At 64.3% G+C, this 20036-nt stretch carries 18 protein-coding genes; 6 read left to right on the top strand and 12 right to left on the bottom strand.

Features of this window, described 5'->3' with window-relative positions; genetic code table 11:
• The first annotated feature begins 198 nt into the window (after positions 1-198).
• A complete protein-coding gene (locus JAB4_RS01250; RefSeq protein WP_070223274.1) occupies positions 199-1212 on the top strand; it encodes a bile acid:sodium symporter family protein in 1014 nt (337 codons plus the stop codon).
• Here JAB4_RS01250 and JAB4_RS01245 read toward each other — a convergent pair.
• Together JAB4_RS01245 and JAB4_RS01240 are read right to left on the bottom strand one after the other, a co-directional pair.
• Positions 1164-2627 carry a UdgX family uracil-DNA binding protein gene (locus tag JAB4_RS01245; protein WP_070223272.1) on the bottom strand — a complete coding sequence of 488 codons (1464 nt, stop codon included), beginning with the start codon at positions 2625-2627 and terminating at the stop codon, positions 1164-1166. The two genes, JAB4_RS01250 and JAB4_RS01245, sit on opposite strands and share 49 nt — an antisense overlap.
• Complete coding sequence (locus JAB4_RS01240; RefSeq protein ID WP_070223270.1) at positions 2624-3856, bottom strand: putative DNA modification/repair radical SAM protein; 1233 nt, start codon at positions 3854-3856, stop codon at positions 2624-2626. Before JAB4_RS01240 ends, JAB4_RS01245 begins: the two co-directional genes overlap by 4 nt.
• A 137-nt stretch (positions 3857-3993) precedes the next feature.
• On the opposite strand from JAB4_RS01240, the gene modA reads away from it, so the two are divergent.
• From modA to JAB4_RS01220, 4 genes are read left to right on the top strand one after another with little or no spacing between them, the layout of a single operon-like run.
• Positions 3994-4764 (top strand): molybdate ABC transporter substrate-binding protein, encoded by a 771-nt coding sequence (gene modA, locus JAB4_RS01235; RefSeq protein WP_070223268.1) that lies wholly within the window; start codon positions 3994-3996, stop codon positions 4762-4764.
• Between the two features lie 16 nt (positions 4765-4780).
• Positions 4781-5452 (top strand): molybdate ABC transporter permease subunit, encoded by a 672-nt coding sequence (gene modB, locus JAB4_RS01230; protein ID WP_070223265.1) that lies wholly within the window; start codon positions 4781-4783, stop codon positions 5450-5452.
• Positions 5453-5460: 8 nt separating this feature from the next.
• Entirely contained in the window at positions 5461-6171 is a 711-nt protein-coding gene (locus JAB4_RS01225; protein WP_217494580.1) for an ATP-binding cassette domain-containing protein, read from the top strand.
• Between the two features lie 40 nt (positions 6172-6211).
• A complete protein-coding gene (locus JAB4_RS01220; RefSeq protein WP_070223263.1) occupies positions 6212-6979 on the top strand; it encodes a TOBE domain-containing protein in 768 nt (255 codons plus the stop codon).
• A 78-nt stretch (positions 6980-7057) separates the two neighbouring features.
• On the opposite strand, the gene JAB4_RS01215 is transcribed toward JAB4_RS01220, so the two are convergent.
• Positions 7058-10132 carry a response regulator gene (locus JAB4_RS01215; RefSeq protein WP_070223261.1) on the bottom strand — a complete coding sequence of 1025 codons (3075 nt, stop codon included), beginning with the start codon at positions 10130-10132 and terminating at the stop codon, positions 7058-7060.
• Between the two features lie 239 nt (positions 10133-10371).
• Here JAB4_RS01215 and fnr point away from each other — a divergent pair, with 239 nt between their 5' ends.
• A complete protein-coding gene (fnr, locus tag JAB4_RS01210; protein ID WP_070223259.1) occupies positions 10372-11130 on the top strand; it encodes a fumarate/nitrate reduction transcriptional regulator Fnr in 759 nt (252 codons plus the stop codon).
• Between the two features lie 126 nt (positions 11131-11256).
• On the opposite strand, the gene JAB4_RS01205 is transcribed toward fnr, so the two are convergent.
• From JAB4_RS01205 to JAB4_RS01165, 9 genes are all read right to left on the bottom strand, one after another.
• Entirely contained in the window at positions 11257-11781 is a 525-nt protein-coding gene (locus JAB4_RS01205; protein WP_070223257.1) for a FixH family protein, read from the bottom strand.
• 61 nt (positions 11782-11842) lie between these two features.
• Positions 11843-13225 carry a cytochrome c oxidase accessory protein CcoG gene (gene ccoG, locus JAB4_RS01200; protein ID WP_121670761.1) on the bottom strand — a complete coding sequence of 461 codons (1383 nt, stop codon included), beginning with the start codon at positions 13223-13225 and terminating at the stop codon, positions 11843-11845.
• Between the two features lie 4 nt (positions 13226-13229).
• Positions 13230-14150 carry a cytochrome-c oxidase, cbb3-type subunit III gene (gene ccoP, locus JAB4_RS01195; protein ID WP_046681778.1) on the bottom strand — a complete coding sequence of 307 codons (921 nt, stop codon included), beginning with the start codon at positions 14148-14150 and terminating at the stop codon, positions 13230-13232.
• Positions 14143-14343 (bottom strand): cbb3-type cytochrome c oxidase subunit 3, encoded by a 201-nt coding sequence (locus JAB4_RS01190; protein WP_070223255.1) that lies wholly within the window; start codon positions 14341-14343, stop codon positions 14143-14145. Before JAB4_RS01190 ends, ccoP begins: the two co-directional genes overlap by 8 nt.
• 1 nt (position 14344) lies before the next feature.
• On the bottom strand, positions 14345-14959 hold the full coding sequence (ccoO, locus tag JAB4_RS01185; RefSeq protein ID WP_070223252.1) for a cytochrome-c oxidase, cbb3-type subunit II: 615 nt from the start codon (positions 14957-14959) through the stop codon (positions 14345-14347).
• 15 nt (positions 14960-14974) lie between these two features.
• Positions 14975-16402, bottom strand: a complete 1428-nt coding sequence (ccoN, locus tag JAB4_RS01180; RefSeq protein WP_046681775.1) for a cytochrome-c oxidase, cbb3-type subunit I — start codon at positions 16400-16402, stop codon at positions 14975-14977.
• Between the two features lie 228 nt (positions 16403-16630).
• Positions 16631-16807, bottom strand: a complete 177-nt coding sequence (gene ccoS, locus JAB4_RS01175) for a cbb3-type cytochrome oxidase assembly protein CcoS (RefSeq protein WP_070223250.1) — start codon at positions 16805-16807, stop codon at positions 16631-16633.
• Positions 16808-16809: 2 nt separating this feature from the next.
• Positions 16810-19239 carry a heavy metal translocating P-type ATPase gene (locus JAB4_RS01170; RefSeq protein ID WP_070223248.1) on the bottom strand — a complete coding sequence of 810 codons (2430 nt, stop codon included), beginning with the start codon at positions 19237-19239 and terminating at the stop codon, positions 16810-16812.
• Positions 19240-19261: 22 nt separating this feature from the next.
• The gene (locus JAB4_RS01165; protein ID WP_070223246.1) at positions 19262-20032 is read right to left on the bottom strand and encodes a sulfite exporter TauE/SafE family protein; all 771 of its coding nucleotides are present in this window, start codon (positions 20030-20032) and stop codon (positions 19262-19264) included.
• Positions 20033-20036 lie beyond the last annotated feature (4 nt).

Genomic DNA, 20036 nt, shown 5'->3' with positions numbered 1-20036 from the left:
CTCGCGCTGTACTTTACTCCGGGTTGCCCTGTCTGCGGACAGGGCATTTTTTTTGTGCCATTGTGTCCACAAGCCACGCTTGCTTCCAGGCAGGTAGTCCGGCGATAGGGTTAGAATAGCCAGCACTGGCGCCGATTCCGGCGCTTTTTGTCATCCATGGCGCAGTGTTGCAAGGCTGGGCCGCTACCAGGCTACCGCATGTCTTCTTTTTCTTCCGCCGCCCTGCTGCGCAATCTGAAACCCGACAACTTCACCATCGCCCTGCTCGTCACCGTGGCGCTGGCCAGCTTCCTGCCCTGCACGGGCCAGACGGCCGTGGTCTTCGGCAATATCACCACTGTTGCCATCGGCGCCCTGTTCTTCCTGCATGGCGCCAAGCTGTCGCGCGAAGCCGTGGTGGCCGGCATCATGCACTGGCGCCTGCATTTGCTGGTGCTGGCCAGCACGTTCATTTTGTTCCCCCTGCTGGGCCTGGCCCTGCGGCCGCTGGCGCTGACCTTCCTCACGCCCGAGCTGTACGTGGGCATCCTGTTCCTGTGCGCGCTGCCATCGACCGTGCAATCGTCGATCGCGCTGACGGCCATGGCGCGCGGCAACGTGCCGGCCGCCATCTGCAGCGCCTCGGCCTCGAATTTCATCGGCATTTTTCTTGCGCCCATCCTCGTGGGTTTGCTGGTGGCCAAGGGCGCGGAAAGCAAGTCGTCGGTCGACGCCGTTTTATCGATTGTTATGCAATTGCTGCTGCCCTTCCTGGCCGGCCAGTTCCTGCGCCGCTGGATCGGCCGCTGGGTCGACCGCCACAAGGCTATGCTGAAATTCGTCGACCAGGGTTCCATTTTGCTGGTGGTCTACACGGCCTTCAGCGAAGCCGTCAGCGAAGGCCTGTGGCACACGATCTCGGTGGAAACCCTGGTCGCCCTGGGCCTGTTCAGCATCGTGCTGCTGGCCCTGGTCCTGGGCCTGATGACGTTCATCAGCCGCCGCCTGGGCTTTAGCAAGGAAGATGAAATCGCCATCGTTTTCTGTGGCTCGAAGAAAAGCCTGGCCAGCGGCGTACCGATGGCCAAGGTACTGTTTGCCACGCACTCGCTGGGCATGGTGATTTTGCCGCTGATGCTGTTCCACCAGATTCAATTGATGATCTGCGCCGTGATTGCGCAGCGCTATGCGCGGCGCGATGAGGCGCAGGAAGTGCCGGCGGCGACGCCGTGATGCGGCTCCTGCAGTAGCCGCAGCGCCTGCCGCAAGCCATCGACAATCACCGCGTAGGCCTGGCGCCGGCTCTCTTCGTCCCGTGCGCGCAGCACATATGACGGGTGATACACGGTCACCACCCAGCGCCCGTCGTGTTCGATGGGCGTGCCGATCAGCGGCGTCATGCTGGCCGCGCCATCCTGCAGCACGGATTTCAATGCCGTGCTGCCCAGCGCCACGATCACCTGTGGTTTGCCACGTTCGATCTCTTCTTCCAGCCAGCCATGGCAGGCGAGGATCTCGCGCTGGGCCGGGGTCTTGTGCAGGCGGCGCTTGCCGCGCGGTTCCCACTTGAAATGCTTGACGGCATTGGTCAGATAGATGCTGTCGCGCGCGATGCCAGCTTCCCGCATGGCTTTGTCCAGCAGCGCACCGGCCGGGCCGACGAACGGCAGTCCGGCCAGGTCTTCCTGGTCGCCCGGCTGTTCACCGACGAGCATGATGCGGGCGGTGTGCGGGCCTGTGCCGGGCACGGCTTGCGTGGCATGCTGCCACAGTTCGCAGCGGCGGCACTGGTCCAGTGTTGTGGCAGCCCCGCGCACCGGTTGGGCCCGCTCTGCGCTGATCGGGATCATGGCGGCGCCCTGCCGCTGTCCCACGCTGGCCGTCTGGCCCGTGCGCCGCTCGCCGTTGGCCGCGCCGCTCAGCATGGCGGGCACGATGGCGCCTTCGGGTAAATTTTTCCAGAAACGCGAGGGAATATGGCTGTGCAGCAAGTCCGCATTCACGCGCGCGGGGTTGAAGATGCTGCGGTAGTACGTCAGCCATAGCGCTTCGCCCGCATCGTCGATGTCGGCCGCGCCGCGCAGCAGGGCCGGTCCCGCGTGCAAGGTGGCGCCATCCCACAGCATGCTGGCGCCGGGCGTGGCGATCATCCAGCTGGCCTTTCCCATGCGGCGCGCGAAGTGGCGCGCCACCTGCGGCAGCACCTCGTGCGTGGGCTCGAACCAGGCGACAAAACGGGGCGCGCCGTCACTTTCGGCCCGCTCGCGGAAGCGCACGTAGGCATGCATGTCGTGCTCCTCGCGGTGCACGGCCTTGACCATGGCGTGCAGGCGCGCGCCGTCCGCGTCGGCCGGGGACACCACGTCGTGCTGGCCCTGCTGCCAGCGCCACAGCACCTGATACAGGAAGGCCCAGCGGTCATGCACGTTGAAACAGGCGGCGCTCTCCAGCAGTTCCACCAGCTGGCGGGGCAGGCGCAGCGGTGGCGCGCCGGTATCCGTGGCCTCTGGCGTGGAGGAAAACAGGTCGCCGTCGCCGGGCTGCGATTGCCAGGCCACGTCGGCAGGCGGCACGCCGCGCGCGATCAGTTCGCGCGCCGCCGCGCGCCACGCGTCGAACGATTGCGCCAGCCGCACGAACGTACTCATGCTGCCTGCAGCTCCGGCCATAAGTTCAATTGCTGCGGTGCGTCCGCCATGGCGCGGCGCAATTGTTCCGAGGCGGTGGTGTCGCGTGCGGGAAAGTAATCGGCCGTGATGATGAACGGGACAATCTTTTTCATGCTGCAGCGCAGGCGCGACAGGTCGGCATAGCGCACTTGCCGCAAACGGCGCAGGTCGACGATGCGCTGCGCGTTACGCAGGCCGATGCCGGGCACGCGCGCGATCATGTGCTGCGCCGCGCGGTTCAAGTCCAGCGGAAAATGTTCGCGGTGCGCCAGCGCCCACGCCAGTTTCGGATCGATGTCGAGCGCCAGGTTGCCGCCGCTGGCGGGCAGCAGTTCGCTGGCCTGGAAACCATAGCTGCGCAGCAAGAAATCGGCCTGGTACAGCCGGTGTTCGCGCAGCATCGGCGGCGGCGCCAGCGGCACGCTTTTCGGGCTGTCGGGGATGGGGCTGAAGGCCGAGTAGTACACGCGCTTGAGTTTATAGCTGCCGTACAGGGTCTCGGCCGTGGCGAGGATCTGCTGGTCGTCGCTGGCGTCGGCGCCAACGATCATCTGCGTGCTTTGCCCGGCCGGCGCGAAGCGCGGCGAGCGCGGTTCTTCGGCCTTTTCATCGAGCTTGCGGCGGATGGCGCCCATGGCCAGCTTGATTGTGTGCACGCTCTTTTCCGGCGCCAGTTTCTGCACGCTGTCCTGGGTCGGCAATTCGATATTGACGCTGAGCCGGTCGGCATAGCGGCCCGCCAGCGCGATCAGGGCCGGATCGGCGTCGGGGATGGTTTTCAGGTGGATGTAGCCGCGGAACTGGTGCACCTCGCGCAACTCGCGCGCCACCTGCACCAGTTGCTCCATCGTGTAGTCGGCCGACTGGATGATGCCGGAACTGAGGAACAGGCCGTCGATGTAGTTGCGCAGGTAAAAGTCGCTGGTCAGTTTCACCACTTCGGCCACCGTAAAGCGCGCGCGCGGCACGTTCGAGGTACGGCGGTTGACGCAGTACTGGCAATCGTACAGGCAGTAATTGGTCAACAGTATCTTCAGCAGCGAGACGCAGCGCCCGTCCGGCGTGTAGCTGTGGCAAATCCCCATGCCCGAGGTGGCGCCAAAACCGTCCTTGCCGATGGAATCGCGCTTCGGCGCACCGCTGCTGGCGCAGGACGCATCGTACTTGGCCGCGTCGGCCAGGATTTCCAGCTTGTCCGTCAATTCCATGGTGCACCTCGATATACTGTGTTTATATACAGTATATCAGGGAATCGGCCTGGTACCGGCTTGATCTGTGCAATGGCAGAACGCTATATATCGGTGTATATTACGGACCTGGTTCTTTTCTCATTCAGGATACGCTCATGTGCCTCACCTTGCGCCTCACCTCCCTCGCCCGCCTGCTTGGCGTCACCCTGCTCGCCACTGCCGCTACCTCCGCCCTTGCCGGCGAAGTGGTCGTGTCGGCCGCGGCCAGCCTGACGAACGCGTTCAAGGATGCGGCGCAAAGCTACGAGGCGCAGTATCCGGGCAGCAAGGTGTCCCTGAACTTTGCCGCCTCGGGCGTGCTGCTGCAACAGATCGTCAAGGGCGCGCCCGTCGACGTGTTTGCCTCTGCCGACCAGGAAACCATGGATGCGGCGCAAAAGCAGGGCCTGGTATTGCCGGCCGACCGCATGGACTTCGTCGGCAACAGCCTGGTGCTGATCGTGCCGCACGATAGCAAGCTGGGCATCAAAGCTTTGGCCGACCTGACGCACAAGGGCGTGACCCGCGTGGCCATCGCCAACCCGGCCAGCGTGCCCGTCGGCCGCTATTCGGAAGGCGCGCTGAAGAAGGCGAAGCTGTGGGAAGCCGTGCAGCCGAAAGCCATCGGCACGCAAAACGTGCGCCAGTCGCTCGACTATGTGGCGCGCGGCGAAGTCGATGCGGGCTTTGTCTACGCCACCGACGCGGCCATCATGAAAGACAAGGTGAACGTGGTGCTGGACGTGCCGCTCGACGCGCCCGTGCTGTACCCGATCGCCACCATCAAGGGCAGCGGCAATGCCGCCGAAGCGAAGCGCTTCGTCAGCTACCTGCAGACGGCACCTGCGCAAGCCATCCTGGCCAAGTACGGGTTTAAAAAGCCATAAAGTAAAAAGACTGTACATGGATATCGCCTGGACCGCGCTGGCCCTGTCGCTCAAAGTTGCGGCCTGGGCCACGGCGCTCAATTTGCTGCTCGGCATCGGTACGGGCTATCTGCTGGCGCGCACGCGTTTTCCGGGGCGCGAGCTGCTCGACGCCCTGCTGACCCTGCCGATGGTGATGCCGCCCACCGTGCTCGGCTATTACCTGCTGGTGCTGCTGGGCCGGCGCGGCACCCTGGGCATCTGGCTGCAGGACAACTTCGGCATCAACCTGATCTTTACGTGGCAGGGCGCCGTGATCGCTTCCACGGTGGTCGCCTTTCCCCTCGTCTTCAAGCCCGCGCGCGCCGCCTTCGAGGCGGTCGACGGGCAGCTCGAGCAGGCGGCCCGCGTGCTGGGCATTTCGGAGCTGGCGATTTTCTTCCGCGTCACCTTGCCGCTGGCCTGGCGCGGCATCCTGGCCGGCGTGCTGCTGGGCTTTGTGCGCGCGCTCGGTGAATTCGGCGCCACGCTGATGGTGGCCGGCAGCATTCCCGGCAAGACGCAGACCCTGTCGGTGGCCGTGTATGAAGCCGTGCAGGCGGGCCAGGATGAGGTGGCCAATACGCTGGTCGTGATTATCTCGCTAGTCTGCATCGTGGTGCTGCTGTCGGCTGGCCGCCTGGCGCCCGGGCGCGTCGCACACAAATGAGGCCTATGATGACGCCCATGCAACTCGACCTCGACATTCGCGCTACCTTGCGCTCCGGCAAACGCCGTTTCGACCTGCACGTGCAATGCACCTCAGGCAGCCAGCGCATCGCCATGTATGGCCCGTCCGGCGCCGGCAAGAGCATGACCCTCAAAGCCATTGCCGGACTGTTTACACCGGACGCGGGCCATATCCGCCTGAACGGGCGCACCCTGTTCGACTCGGCCGCCGGCATCAACTTGCCGCCGCAGCAGCGCAATGTCGCCTACCTGTTCCAGGATTACGCGCTGTTCCCGCACCTGACGGTGCGCCAGAACGTGGGCTTCGGCCTGGCGCGGGGCTGGTTCAATCCGCGTGCGCGCGAAAAATTGCAGACGGTCGAGCATTGGCTGGATGCATTCCACTTGCAGGAACTGGCGCACCAGTTTCCCGACGAGTTGTCCGGAGGCCAGCGCCAACGGGTGGCGCTGGCGAGGGCGCTCGTGGCGGAACCGGCCGCGTTGCTGCTCGACGAGCCGTTCGCCGCCCTCGATCCGGCCCTGCGTGTCAAAATGCGCCTGGAACTGAGCCAGTGGCAGCAGCGCCTGGACGTGCCCATGATCCTGATCACCCATGATCCGGAAGATGCGCGCATCCTGGGCGAGCATGTGCTGTACTTGCGCGACGGACAGATCGATAACAGGGAAGAACACATGGCATTGGGTGAACGCATTGGATAAATCAGCGGCAGCGGAAATCGGCCTGCAAGGCTCGGTATGGATGACGGTGGGAGGCGAGCACCTGGGTGGCGCCGGGCGGGTGGAATTGCTGGGCGCCATCGCCGAGTGCGGCTCCATCACGCAGGCGGCCAAGCTGGTGAAGATGAGCTACAAGGCGGCCTGGGACGCGATCGACGCGATGAACAACCTGGCGGGCGAGCCGCTGGTCGAACGCCTGACGGGCGGCAAGGGCGGCGGCGGCACGCGGCTGACGCAACGGGGACGCCAGCTGGTCGACAATTTCCGCATCATCGAGCGCGAGCATGCGCGCTACCTGCGCCAGCTGGGCAGCCAGGCCGAAGGCATCGCCGACGATCTTTTACTCATACGGAGAATGGCCATGAAAACCACGGCACGCAACCAATTCCTGGGCAAGGTGGCCGAACTGAAACAGGGCGCCGTCAACGACGAAGTCACGCTGGAATTGCCGGGTGGCCAGCACATCGTGGCCATCGTCACGCAAGGCAGCAGCGCAAGCCTGGGCCTGGTGCCGGGCGCGGAAGCGTTTGCGCTGATCAAGGCATCGTCGATCATCCTCGTGGCCGACAGCGCAGGCGCGCGCTTTTCCGCACGCAACCAGCTGGCCGGGCTGGTGACGCGCGTGCAGACGGGCGCCGTCAACACGGAAGTGGTGCTGGACTTGCCACGCGGCGGCACGATCGCCGCCATCATCACCAACCAGAGCAGCACCGAGCTGGGCATCGAGATCGGCAGCAGTGTGACGGCGATTTTCAAGGCGTCCAGCGTGATCCTGGGCGTGCCGGCGTAAATGGGGTAGGTCGGATTAGCGCGCAAGCGCGTAATCCGACAAGGTTCCGGGGCCTGACCCCAGTTTTACGTTGCAGGCTTAATCCTTCAGCCTGGACAACCAATCGGCCGCCGCCGCCAGCGCCTGCTCCAGTTCCTGCGCCGTCTGCGCCAGCAGCGCCGGCACCTCGTCGAGGCGGCCCGCATCGATGGCTTCCTCGGTGGCGAACGCGGTGCGGATCAGGCGTTTCGTGCCCAGGGTGCCGACGGAGCCGCGCACGCTGTGCAGGATGCGCGCCACGTCGCTGTGGCGGCCCGCCTGCAAGGCTGTTTCGGCATCGCGCACGGGCGTCATGCCCTTGTTCAGCGCGTCTTCCACCATGCGCCGCAGCACGCCGCGCCCCTTCGCGTCGCGCCCCATCACGCGCATCAGCGGCGCCATGGAAAACACTTCCTCATCGGCGACGGGCGCCGGCCCCGCCGTCTGCACTGGCGGGCGCTTGGGCAGGTGGCGCAGGATCACTTCCATCATCTCTTCCACCACCACGGGCTTGGCGATGAAATCGCTGATGCCGGCCGTCATGCAGCGCTCGCGCTCGGACGCCAGCACGCCGGCCGTCATGGCGATCACGGGCAGGCTCAAGCGCAGTTCCGTGCGGATGATGTGGGTGGCGCTGAAGCCGTCCATGACGGGCATCTGCATGTCCATCAGCACGATGTCGTAGCGCAACGCTTCCGTGCGCAGCCGTTCCACCGCTTGCAACCCGTCGCCCACCACGTCCAGGGTGGCGCCCATGTGTTCGAGGATGCCGCGCGCCACGGCCTGGTTCAAATGGTTGTCTTCCACCAGCAGGAAATGCACGCCGGCCAGTTCCGTGCCCAGCGGCTGTTGCAGCATGCGCTGCTCGCCGCCGTCGTGCTTGGTAATCAGCGCCTGGTGCAGGGCGTCGAACAGGCTCGAGCCCGTGATCGGCTTCATCAGCACGACGTCGGCCTCGGCCGCGCTGGAGATTTCCTCGAGGTGGTTGCGGGCGAAGGCGTTGACCATGACCACGATGGGCTGGCGCTGGCCGCTGGCTGCCTGGCGGATGGCCTTGGCCGTGGCCAGGCCGTCCATCACGGGCATGTGCCAGTCGGCCAGCACCACGTCGTACGGCTGCTGCTGCGCCAGGCGCTCGCGGTACAGTTCGATAGCGGCAAAGCCGGAGTCCACTTCGTCGGCCAGCCAGCCCCACGCCTCGATCAGCTTGACGATCAGTTCGCGCGTGGTGCGGTTGTCGTCGGCCACCAGCAGGCGCAGCTGGCCCAGGGTGGGCGTGCGCCGCGTTTCGGCCGGCTGCGCCAGCATCTCGAACGGCACGCTGAACCAGAAGCGGCTGCCTTTGCCTTCGCTGCTGGCAACGGCGATGTCGCCGCCCATCATGTGGATCAGCTGTTTGCTGATGGCCAGGCCCAGGCCCGTGCCGCCGAAGCGCCGCGTGATGCTCTGGTCGCCTTGCGAAAACGCGGCAAACAGCTGCTGTTGCTGCAACTCCGTCATGCCGATGCCCGTGTCGCGCACTTCGAAGCGCAGCCAGGCGCGGCCCTTGTCTTTCTCGGCCAGGCTGACGGCCACCACCACTTCGCCGCTCTCGGTAAACTTGATGGCGTTGCCGGCCAGGTTGACGAGAATCTGCTGCAGGCGCTGGGCGTCGCCCATGAGGCGGCGCGGCACGTCGGGCTCGACGGCAATCGCCAGTTCCAGCTCCTTTTCGCCCGCATTCATCGTCATCGTCGTGGCCAGCGTGTTCATGACCTCGTCGAGGTCGAATTCGACGGGCGACAATTCCATGCGGCGTGCCTCGATCTTCGAATAATCGAGCACGTCGTTGAGGATGCCCAGCAGCGACTGGCCGGCCACGCGCACCATGGTCAGATACTTGCGCTGTTCCGTATCGAGCTTGGTATTGCCCAGCAAATACACCATGCCCAGCACGGCATTGAGGGGCGTGCGGATTTCATGGCTCATGTTGGCCACGAAATCGCTCTTCGCGCGGTTGGCCGCCTCGGCCCGGTCGCGTTCCTGTTCCAGCTCCGCCGCGCGCGATTCGAGCTCCTGCTGCAAGCGGTCGCGCTCGCTCATCAGGCCGTTGAACGCTTCCGTCAGCTCGCCGATCTCGTCGCGCTGCTGCACGGGCACGGGAGTGAAACGGCTGCCGCTGGTGCGCAGCGCCTGCAGGGTGTCGCGCAGGCGCACCAGCGGCGAGAGCAGGCGCACGGTGACCCAGCCCAGCACGGCTGCGGCCAGCAGCGAGGCGAGGATGCTCCACAGCACCAGCCGGTACAGCACGCCGTCGAACGGTTCGAAGGCGTCGTCGAGGGGCAGCGAGGCGGCCAGCAGCCAATTTACGGATTTCAGGCGCTTGAAGCTGTTGACGGCCGTGATGCCGCGGCTGTTGGTGCTGACCATGGTGCCTTCGCCATCGTCCTTCAGCAGCCGGGTGGTCGTCAGGTTGGCGTTCGGCAGGCGCGGCTGCAGCAAACGGCTGGTGTCGGGATGCAGCACATAGCGCGGCACGGCGCCGCGCGTGAGGACGAAGTAATAGCCGCTCTTGCCGATCTTTTCCGAGCGCAACCTCCCCAGCAGGTTATCCTTGTACAGGCGCAGCACGCCGATCACCACGCCGGCCACCTGGCCATCGGCGCCCAGCACGGGCGCGACCATCTGCACGATGGGCATGCCGCTCGATTTGCCCAGCATCGGCTCGGTGATCATGGGCTGGCGCGTGCGCAGCACGGTCTGGAAATACTCGCGCTCGGCGACGTTGATGCCGGCGCGCCCCGCCACTTCCGGCATGTCGGCCACGACGGCGCCGTGCGCGTCGAGCACCAGCACGTCGTCGAACAGCACCAGCATCGAGCGGCGCGAATAGTATTCGCGCAATTGGGCGGGCTGGGTGATCAGTTCTGGCGGCTGCTGCCGGGCCGTCAGGGTGACGATCTGCAGCAGCATGCCCAGCTTGTCGTCGAGCTCGGCGGCGGTGCGGCTGATCAGGGACGACTGCTGGCTCAACAGTACCTTGGTGAAATCGTCGCGCATGTGCTGCACCTGGATCATGGTGACCAGCGCGATCATGGCGATCGAGGTCAGGCTGGTGGCCAGCGCGACTTTTGCTTTGATGCCGAGAGGCTTCATGATTTCCTTTTCAGTACCGGGCGGCACAGGCGGCAGATAATGCTGTCAGGAATTTTCCTATCAATACCCCAGCTTGGCAAGCGCCGCCACGCAAATTGCCCTCTCCGCATGGGCTTTTGACGATGTTGCCATATAATTAAAGTCGGAACGTCGTTTATTCAGCGAAATTGCGGTGAAATTGGCACACGGCAACCCTGTATGCAGTAAACTTGTTGTTGCATTTTCTAAAAGGTACCGACATGACTGAAGCGCTACTCACTCCAACCTCGCCCACAGTGACCGTGGAAGCGTTGCGTGCGCGATGCTCGACCTGCAGCATGCATCAATTGTGTCTGCCGATGGGCCTCGACGTGGGCGACATGGACAGACTGGACCAGATCATTGGCCGCCGCCGCAAGATCGTGCGCGGCGCTTCGCTGTTCCGCATCGGCGACTCGTTCCAGAACCTGTATGCGATCCGTCTGGGCCACTTCAAGACCTACCAGATCAATCCGGGCGGCGAAGAGCAGGTGACGGGTTTCCAGATGGCGGGCGAACTGCTGGGCATGGACGCCATCAGCGCCGACCGCCACCACTGTAATGCGGTGGCGCTGGAAGACAGCGAAGTGTGTGAAATCCCGTTTTCCAGCCTGGAACAATTGCTGGGCAATATGCCGACCCTGCTGCGCCATTTCCACCGCATGATGAGCCAGGAAATCACGCGCGAGCAAAGTGTCATGCTGTTGCTGGGCAACATGCAGGCGACGCAGCGTTTTGCCGCCTTTATCGTCAACCTGGCGTCGCGCTATGAAGCGCGCGGCTATTCGGCCAGCAAATTTCAGTTGCGCATGTCGCGCGAGGAAATCGGCAACTACCTGGGCCTGACCATCGAAAGCGTCAGCCGTTTATTGTCGAAATTCAAGAAGGAAGGCTGGCTGCGCGTCTCCAACCGCGAGATCGAGATCTTGCAGCCGGCCAAGCTGAAAGCCATTACAGCCGGCACCGACGTCTGCAAGTAACAGCACCGTCAAAACCTACTGCGCGTCGTGCTTTGCGGCCTGCGATGCTCGCTGTGCTATAGCACAGCTGTGCTTCTCAGCCACAAATCACTGCCGCTCGCTACGGTTTTTTCCCGGCGCTGTACGTTATAACTCTTCATCCGCATGCAGCGCGATGCTGCGTTGCACGGGCCAGGTCCAGATGCCGGACAGGCGCCACTCGCGTTTGTCGTTTTCCACCAGCACTTGCCAGCGGCTGCGCTCGAGCATCGGCAGCGCCACGGAAAAATTGCCGGCCGCATCGGGCTGCACCAGCAGCTTGATATCCTTTTCCGGCAGGGTCGCATGCGCCAGGTGCAGCTGCAAAGGCCCCTGGTACGCCTTGCCGAAGCTGTGCACGGAGCCGCTGAGGCGCGCTGCAGCGACGTCATACGACAGGGTCGTATCCATGGCCAGGTCGCTGGCGATCGTGTCGCGCTTCAAATCCTGGTTGATCGCCTTGCCCTGCTTGTAATAGTCGCCCACCACCAGCGCGTCGGGCTGCGTAAACGCGATATAGCCCATGAAGCTGCCGACGACCACGGACAGGCCGGGACCGATCATCAGCAGCCATGGCCAGCGGTGTTTGTACCACGGGGCAACGGGAGGTTGCAGTTTCAGACTGTCGGACATGGTATTTCTCCTGTGTTTCTGGTATACGGCCAGCCCCCATGCGGGGACCGGCCTTCCTGCATTAGCGCGGCACGATGAATACCGCGCTTTCGCGCACATGCAGCGACGGGTCGTCCAGCGAGTGCAATTCGATCGCAATCTTGTTCGAGCCCTTCTCGCCGACGCCGTGCGGCACGCGCAGGCGGATCGGCCAGCCCAGCGTTTCCGTCGGCTGCAAGGTCACTTCGTCGCGCGTCAGCAAGGTCAGGCCCGGCAAGCCGGAAGCGCTGATTTTGAAATGCTGGCTTTGCTCCGAGGTGTTCATGATCTGCAGACGATAGACGTTTTCGATCATGCCGTCTTCCACCTCGCGTCCCATCGAACCGCGGTCGCGGATCACGTCCATTTTCAGGGGCGTGCGCAGGGCCAGCGACGTACACACGGCGATGATAATCAGGGCCAGGATGGACGTGTAGATCAGCACGCGCGGGCGCATGGCGCGCTGGCGGATCTGCTTCGAATTGAAGTTGTTTTCCATCGCATGGTCGGTGCTGTAGCGTATCAGGCCACGCGGCCGCTCGACCTTGTCCATCACCGTATTGCAGGCATCGACGCAGGCGGCGCAGCCGATGCATTCATATTGCAGGCCGTTGCGGATATCGATACCGGTCGGACACACCTGCACGCACAGGGTGCAATCGATGCAGTCGCCCAGCTTGTCGTTGTTGCCGGCCTTCTTGCTCATGGCGCCGCGTGGTTCGCCGCGCTTGGCATCGTAGGTGATGATCAGCGTGTCCTGGTCGAACATGGCGCTCTGGAAGCGCGCGTAGGGGCACATGTATTTGCACACCTGCTCGCGCAGCCAGCCCGCGTTGCCGTAGGTTGCCAGGCTGTAGAACAAGACCCAGAACCATTCCCAGGGACCGAAATTGAGGGTGGTCACTTCGCGCGCCAGTTCCTTGATCGGCGTGAAGTAGCCGACAAAGGTAAAGCCCGTCCACAGGGCGATGGCGCCCCATACCAGGTGCTTGGCCGTCTTCTTGAACGCCTTGCGCACGGAGGGGCCCTGCTTGTCGAGGGCCATGCGCGCGCTGCGCGTGCCCTCGATGCGGCGTTCGACCCACAGGAAGATTTCCGTGTATACCGTTTGCGGGCAAGAAAACCCGCACCACACCCGCCCGGCAATGGCCGTGACGAGGAATAACAAATACGCACAGATGATCAGCAGGGCCGCCAGATAGATGAAATCCTGGGGCCACAGCACGACGCCGAAAATGTAGAACTTGCGCGTGGTCAAATCGAACAGCAGGGCTTGCCTGCCATTCCAGGTCAACCACGGCAAGCCGTAGAACGCGAGCTGGGTAAGCCATACGCATACCCATCGCCAGGTAGCGTAGCGTCCTTTGGCCTCGCGAGGGTAGATTTGCTCGCGGGCCGCATACATCTTGATGACTTGAGGTTCCATTACATCATTTCACGGGCGTCTGGGGATTCGACAGGCTCCAGACATACGCCGACAGCACGTGTACCTTGGATTCGCCGAGGAAGTCGCTGAAGGCCGGCATGGTGTTGTTGCGACCCTTGCGCACGGTTTCCATGATGGTATCGGCGCTGCCGCCGTACAGCCAGATCTTGTCCGTCAGGTTAGGCGCGCCGAGCATCTGGTTGCCCTTCGCATCGGCACCGTGACAGGCCATGCAGGCGCCGAACTTGGCCTTGCCCAGCACGGACTTGACGGGGTCCGACGTGGAACCGGACAGACTCAGCACGTAATGGGCCACGTTCTCGACATCTTTTTCGGAGCCGAGCGCGGCGCCCATCGGCGGCATCTGCCCATTGCGGCCATGCATGATGGTGGTCTTGATGATGTCGGGATCACCGCCATACAGCCAGTCCTTGTCCGTCAGGTTGGGGAAGCCCTTGTTGCCGCGGGCATCCGAACCGTGGCACTGCGCGCAGTAGGTCAGGAACAGACGCTGGCCGATGGCTTGCGCCTGCGGATCGGCGGCCACCGTCTTCAAGTCCTGGCTCAGGTACTTGTTGAACAGGGGGCCGTAATCGGCTTCCGCCTTCTTCAGCTCTTCCTCGTACTGGCCCGTCGATTTCCAGCCCAGGCTGCCGGCGTAGGTGCCCAGGCCCGGGTACAGGAACAGGTAGGCCAGCGCGAAGACGATGGTGATGTAGAACAGCCACATCCACCAGCGCGGCATCGGCGTATTGAGTTCCTTCAAGTCCTCGTCCCACACGTGGCCCGTGGTGCCGTCGGCGGGGGCGCCGGCGGCCACTTTCACTTTCGACTGCGAGTACAGCAGCACGCCGCAGCCGATGATGCCCAGCAGGGACAGCACGACAATGTAGATATTCCAGAAGCCATTGGTAAAGTCAGCCATGGTTGCGCTCCCCTTGTGCCGGCGCGGCATCGGCCGGATAGTCGAGCGCCTCGTCGGCGAACGGCAGGCGTGCCGCCGCGTCGAAGTCGCCATTGCTGCGGCTGAACGTCCACCACAGGATGCCCACGAATGTCATAAAGGAAACCACCGTCATGACGCTGCTGGCGCTGTCAAACAGGTTTTCGATTGCCATGCTAATTCCTTGTTTTGATTAATGTACCGAGGCCTTGCAGATAGGCGACCAGGGCGTCTTCTTCCGTCTTGTCCTGCAGCTGCGCGGGGCCGGCGGCGATCTCTTCGTCGCTGTACGGCTGGCCCAGGCGTTTCAGGGCGCGCATCTTCGGCATGATGTCGTCAGGCACCAGCTTGGTCTTCGCCAGCCATGGGTAGGCCGGCATGTTCGACTCGGGCACCACGTCGCGCGGGTTGTTCAAGTGCGTGCGGTGCCATTCGTCGCTGTAGCGGGCGCCCACGCGGGCCAGGTCCGGCCCCGTGCGCTTGGAACCCCACTGGAACGGACGGTCGTAGACGAACTCGCCGGCGACCGAATAGTGGCCATAGCGTTCCGTTTCCGCGCGCAGCGGACGCACCATCTGCGAATGGCAGTTGTAGCAGCCTTCGCGCACGTAGATGTCGCGGCCCGCCAGGCGCAGCGGCGAATACGGCTTCAGGCCGGCGACGGGCTCCGTCGTGCTCTTCTGGAAGAACAGGGGGACGATCTCGACGGCGCCGCCGATGCTGATCACCACCGTGACCAGGGCGATCAGCAGCCAGGGGTTTTTCTCAATCCATGCATGTGAAAATTTCATTTGCTTTCGCTCCTATCAGGCGTGCGCCGCGTTCAGTTCCGGAATGCGGGCGACGGGGAGTTTGCTGCCGCGCAGAGTCATCCAGGTGTTGTAGCCCATGATGCACATACCCGACAGGTACAGCAGGCCGCCGGCCACGCGCACCACGTAGTACGGATACGTTGCTTTCACGCTCTCGACAAAGGTGTAGGTCAGGGTGCCGTCCGGATTGACCGCGCGCCACATCAGGCCCTGCATCACGCCGGCGATCCACATTGCGGCGATGTACAGCACGATGCCGATGGTGGCCACCCAGAAGTGCACGTCGACCAGGCGCGTGCTGTGCATCTGCGTGCGGCCCGCCAGGCGCGGCAGCAGGTAGTAGATCGAACCCATGGTGATGAAGCCCACCCAGCCCAGGGCGCCCGCATGCACGTGGGCAACGGTCCAGTCGGTGTAGTGCGACAGCGAGTTGATGGTCTTGATCGACATCATCGGACCTTCGAAGGTGGCGATGCCGTAGAACGACAGCGAGACGATCATGAATTTCAGGATCGGATCGGTGCGCAGCTTGTGCCAGGCGCCCGACAGGGTCATGATGCCGTTGATCATGCCGCCCCAGCTTGGCGCCAGCAGGACCAGCGAGAAGACCATGCCGATCGATTGCGTCCAGTCAGGCAATGCCGTGTAGTGCAGGTGATGCGGGCCCGCCCACATGTAGGTGAAGATCAGCGCCCAGAAGTGGACGATCGACAAACGGTACGAGTACACGGGGCGCTCGGCCTGTTTCGGGATGAAGTAGTAGACCATGCCCAGGTAGCCGGCGGTCAGGATGAAGCCCACCGCGTTATGGCCGTACCACCACTGGATCATGGCGTCCTGCACGCCCGCATACGCGGAATACGACTTGGTGAACGAGGCTGGCATGACGGCGCCATTGACCACGTGCAAAATCGTCACGGCCAGGATGTAGGCGCCGAAGAACCAGTTGGCCACGTAGATGTGCTTGACCTTGCGCTTGATCAGGGTGCCGAAGAAGACGATGGCGTAGGCGATCCAGACGACGGCGATGAGGATGGCGATAGGCCATTCCAGCTCGGCGTATTCCTTGCCGCGGGTCAGGCCCATGGGCAGGCTGACGACCGCGCACAGGATTACCGCTTGCCAGCCCCAGAAGGTAAAGGCGGCCAGTTTGTCGGAAAACAGGCGCACCTGGCAGGTGCGTTGCACGACGTAGTACGAGGTGGCGAACAGGCCGCAGATGCCGAAGGCGAAAATCACCGCATTCGTGTGCAGCGGACGCAAGCGTCCGTATGTCAGCCATGGTATGTCGAGGTTCAGGGCAGGCCAGGCCAGCTGAGCGGCGATGATAACGCCAACCAGCATGCCGATGATGCCCCATACCACAGTAGCGACCGCGAATTGCTTCACGATCTTGTAGTTATAGTTCAGCGATTGATCCACAAAGACTCTCCCTGGAATTACTATTTATGATGGTGGCCAGAGAGTAAGTGTTTGACCGCGAAAAAACTTTGATGTGGATCAAAATTCCCCGGATGAAATAAGCGTAGCGAACTGGCATCGAAATAAAGTGATATTTCGATCAAAAAAGCCGTACAAGATCCCTGCAAAAAGGGCATGTGGAGCAGACGCGCCGGCCATGGCGTGCGGGACGCCGGCCGGGCGGTGAGGTCAGGGATGCGGTTCGGCGGGCGCCGGCTTGACCGTCGTATCGTCGTCCTGCAGCACGCGCAGGCCCGGTCCGACGAGGTCGTCGAACTGGCCGCTGTCCGAGGCCGTGAAATACACCCACAGGGCGATGAAGACGACCACGACGCTCAGGGGGATGAGGAGATACAGTGCTTCCATGTTCAGGCTTTCCGCAGGCGCAGGGCGTTGGCGATGACGACCGCCGAGCTGGCAGCCATGCCGACGCCGGACAGCCAGGGGTTTAAAAAGCCCAGCGCGGCGGCCGGGATGGCCGTCAGATTGTACAGCGTGGCCCAGCCCAGGTTCTCGCGGATGATGCGCATGCTGCGCGCGGCCGTCTTGGCCGTGTCGAGCACGGACACCAATTGGCTCGACAGCAGCACCGTGTCCGCATGCGCTTGCGCCAGCGCGGCGCCGGAGCCCATGGCGAAGGACACGTCGGCACCGCTCAGCACGGCGGCGTCGTTGATGCCGTCGCCCACCATCGCCACCACGGCGCCCGTCGCCTGCAATTGCTGCACGAAATCGAGCTTTTCATCGGGCAGGCATTCGCCGCACGCCGTGGCGATGCCCAGCTCCGCCGCCACGCTTTGCGTCAGCGCTTCCTGGTCACCGCTCAGCAGCACGACTTGCTTGCCGTGCCGGTGGAAATACGCGACCACGTCGCGCGCTTCCGGGCGCAGCGCGTCGCTGAGCAGGAAACGCGTCAGCCACCGGCCCTGCGTGCCCAGGTACAGCGGCGTCATGCCCTGCATGCCGACGGCCGTGTCACCCAGCGGCGGACCCGCGATGGCGGCGACAAAGGCCGCATTGCCCAGGCGGTAGCGCACGCCGTCGACGATGCCTTCGAGGCCCTGGCCCTGCACTTCCTGCAGGTTTTCCGCATGCGTGCGCGGTGTTTCTCCCGCTGCTGCCAGGATCGCCTGTGCCAGCGGATGGGCGCTGCCCGCCTCCAGCGCGGCGGCCACCTGCAGACAGTCGTCTTCCGTCATGCCGTCCAGGCCCTCGATCTGTTTCAGCACGGGCCGGCCCAGGGTCAATGTCCCCGTCTTGTCGAAGACGATGTGGGTGGCGCGGTGCAGGGTTTCCAGCACGTGCGGCTGGACGATCAGCACGCCGCGCCGCAGCAGGCTGTCGGTGGCGGCCGCCAGCGCCGTCGGCGTGGCGAGAGACAGCGCGCACGGGCACGACACGACCAGCACGGCGATGGCCACGGGCCACGCCTGCGACGGGTCGTGCCAGCTCCAGAAGGCGAACACGGCGATGGCAAACAGCAGCAGGCCCAGCACGAACCAGGCGGCGACCTTGTCGGCCCACTGCGCGATCTGCGGCTTGCCGCTGCCGGCCCGCTCGATCAGCTTCAACAGGTCGGACAAGGTGCTTTCGCGCGCCGGTTTCAGTACGCGCAAGATCAGTGCCGCGCTGGCATTGATTGCGCCGCCCGGCACCCGCTCGCCCAGTTTGCGGCGCTGCGCCGCGCTCTCGCCCGTCAGCAGCGATAAATCGAGCGCGCTCGTGCCTTCGATGATGACGCTGTCGGCGGCGATCGCCTCGCCCGGCTTGACCAGGATGACGTCACCGACGGCCAGGCTGCCGGCCGGCACCAGGGTGGTGGCGCGGTTGTCGGGAAAGCCCGCCATCAGCGAGGCGGACGCGGGCAAGGCATGCTGCAAGCGCTCGAGGGCCGAGGCAGCCTTGCGGCGCGCCTGCAGCTCGAAATAGCGGCTGCACAGCAGCAGAAAAATGAACATCGTGGCCGAGTCGTAATACACCTCGCCGCGGCCCGTAAACGTCGCCACCACGCTGCCGAAGAACGCTGCCAGGATGCCCAGCGCCACGGGCACGTCCATGCCCAGGGTGCGCGCGCGCAGGCTGGCCCAGGCGCCCTGGAAAAACGGCATGGCCGAATAGCAGATGGCCGGCAAGGTCAAGAGCAGGCTGGCCCAGCGCATCAGGCTGGCCATATTGTCGTCCAGTGTGCCGTCTTCGGCCGCGAGGTAGGCGGGTGCCACGTACATCATCACCTGCATCATCGACAGGCCGGCCACGAACAGCTGGCGGCCCAGCGTCTTGCTGGCTTTTTGCAGGCGTTCGCCATGGCGCACGGCGTCATACGGATAGGCCGTGTAGCCGACTTGCCGCACGGCTTGCAGGATATCGCCCGGCTCGCACTGCGCGCGGCTCCAGCGCACGTACAGGCGCTCCGTGGCGACGTTCAGGCTGGCCGCCTGCACGCCGGGCAAGCGCGTCAGCTGGCGTTCGATCAGCCAGACGCAGGCGGCGCAGCGGATGCCTTCGACGGACAGGGTCGCTTCGCAGCTGCTGGCGTCGCGCGCGAATTGCGCGTCGTCATTGCTGTACAAACGCAGTTCGGGCGGCACCATGGTGGCGTCAGCCGCGTTGACGGCGTATTCGTCGCGGTCGCGATAATACGCGCTCTGGCCGATGTCGACGATGGTTTGCGCCACCGCTTCGCAGCCGGGGCAGCACATGGCGCGCGGCACGTCGTCGATGGTGACGTGCCAGCTCGAGCCGCTGGGCACGGGCAAGCCGCAATGGAAGCAGGCGGAGGGTTGTAAAACTGCATTCATAAGTTTGTTTTCATGCGTCTTTTCATGGATGGCCCGTGACGCACAGGGCGTCGAGCCAGCCCAGCGAGACGCCATTCGCGGCGCGCAGCAGGCCCAGCAAGCCAAAGCCCAGCACCAGCAAGCCGCTGGCGATGCGCACGGGGCGGCGCTGCATCTGTGCGCGCAGGCGCGTGCCCAGCAAGCCCATGCCCAGCAACGTGGGCAGGGTGCCCAGGCCGAAGGCGGCCATCGTGGCCGCACCGCTCAGGGCCGAGCCTTGCATCATGGCCGTCAGCAGCGCGCTGTAGACCATGCCGCACGGCACCCAGCCCCACAGGCCGCCCACGGCCAGCGCTTTTAGAGGGGTATCCATGGGCATCAGCGGTTTCAGCAGGGGGCGCACGCGGCGCCAGACGACGTTGCCCGCCGCTTCCAGGCGGGCCAGGCCGCGCCAGGCATCCATCAGGTACAGGCCCAACGCCACCAGCATCAGGTTGGCCAGCCAGTAGCCGGCCACTTGCAGTGACGCCATGTGCAGCATGCCGGCGCCGGCCAGGCTGCCTGCCAGGGCGCCGGCCAGCATGTAGCTGCCTATGCGCCCGCCGTTGTAGGCCAGCACGCGCAGCACATTGGCCTGCACGGTTGTCTGCAATGCCGGGCGCGCCACGGCGATGGCGATCACGGGGCGCGCTGGCGCGGGAGCGGCACCGCCGCTGATCGACAGGGCGCCCACGATGCCGCCGCACATGCCGATGCAGTGCACGCTGCCGGCCAGGCCGACCAGGAACATGGGCACGAGGCTGAGGGCGTTCATCGGG

Origin of the sequence: Janthinobacterium sp. HH102 (genome assembly GCF_001758625.2) — a bacterium.
GTDB lineage: Bacteria > Pseudomonadota > Gammaproteobacteria > Burkholderiales > Burkholderiaceae_D > Janthinobacterium.
Note: the sequence above shows the minus strand (reverse complement) of the source record. Positions and strands in the feature narration are given on the sequence as shown.

Coding starts and splice junctions, on each gene's coding strand:
- JAB4_RS01170 (WP_070223248.1), bottom strand. CDS start 19,239: ATGAATGCAGTTTTACAACCCTCCGCCTGCTTCCATTGCGGCTTGCCC.
- JAB4_RS01245 (WP_070223272.1), bottom strand. CDS start 2,627: ATGAGTACGTTCGTGCGGCTGGCGCAATCGTTCGACGCGTGGCGCGCG.
- JAB4_RS01225 (WP_217494580.1), top strand. CDS start 5,461: ATGACGCCCATGCAACTCGACCTCGACATTCGCGCTACCTTGCGCTCC.
- modB (WP_070223265.1), top strand. CDS start 4,781: ATGGATATCGCCTGGACCGCGCTGGCCCTGTCGCTCAAAGTTGCGGCC.
- ccoG (WP_121670761.1), bottom strand. CDS start 13,225: ATGGAACCTCAAGTCATCAAGATGTATGCGGCCCGCGAGCAAATCTAC.
- ccoS (WP_070223250.1), bottom strand. CDS start 16,807: ATGGAAGCACTGTATCTCCTCATCCCCCTGAGCGTCGTGGTCGTCTTC.
- JAB4_RS01240 (WP_070223270.1), bottom strand. CDS start 3,856: ATGGAATTGACGGACAAGCTGGAAATCCTGGCCGACGCGGCCAAGTAC.
- JAB4_RS01190 (WP_070223255.1), bottom strand. CDS start 14,343: ATGGCAATCGAAAACCTGTTTGACAGCGCCAGCAGCGTCATGACGGTG.
- fnr (WP_070223259.1), top strand. CDS start 10,372: ATGACTGAAGCGCTACTCACTCCAACCTCGCCCACAGTGACCGTGGAA.
- ccoP (WP_046681778.1), bottom strand. CDS start 14,150: ATGGCTGACTTTACCAATGGCTTCTGGAATATCTACATTGTCGTGCTG.
- JAB4_RS01215 (WP_070223261.1), bottom strand. CDS start 10,132: ATGAAGCCTCTCGGCATCAAAGCAAAAGTCGCGCTGGCCACCAGCCTG.
- ccoO (WP_070223252.1), bottom strand. CDS start 14,959: ATGAAATTTTCACATGCATGGATTGAGAAAAACCCCTGGCTGCTGATC.
- JAB4_RS01250 (WP_070223274.1), top strand. CDS start 199: ATGTCTTCTTTTTCTTCCGCCGCCCTGCTGCGCAATCTGAAACCCGAC.
- JAB4_RS01220 (WP_070223263.1), top strand. CDS start 6,212: ATGACGGTGGGAGGCGAGCACCTGGGTGGCGCCGGGCGGGTGGAATTG.
- JAB4_RS01165 (WP_070223246.1), bottom strand. CDS start 20,032: ATGAACGCCCTCAGCCTCGTGCCCATGTTCCTGGTCGGCCTGGCCGGC.
- JAB4_RS01205 (WP_070223257.1), bottom strand. CDS start 11,781: ATGTCCGACAGTCTGAAACTGCAACCTCCCGTTGCCCCGTGGTACAAA.
- modA (WP_070223268.1), top strand. CDS start 3,994: ATGTGCCTCACCTTGCGCCTCACCTCCCTCGCCCGCCTGCTTGGCGTC.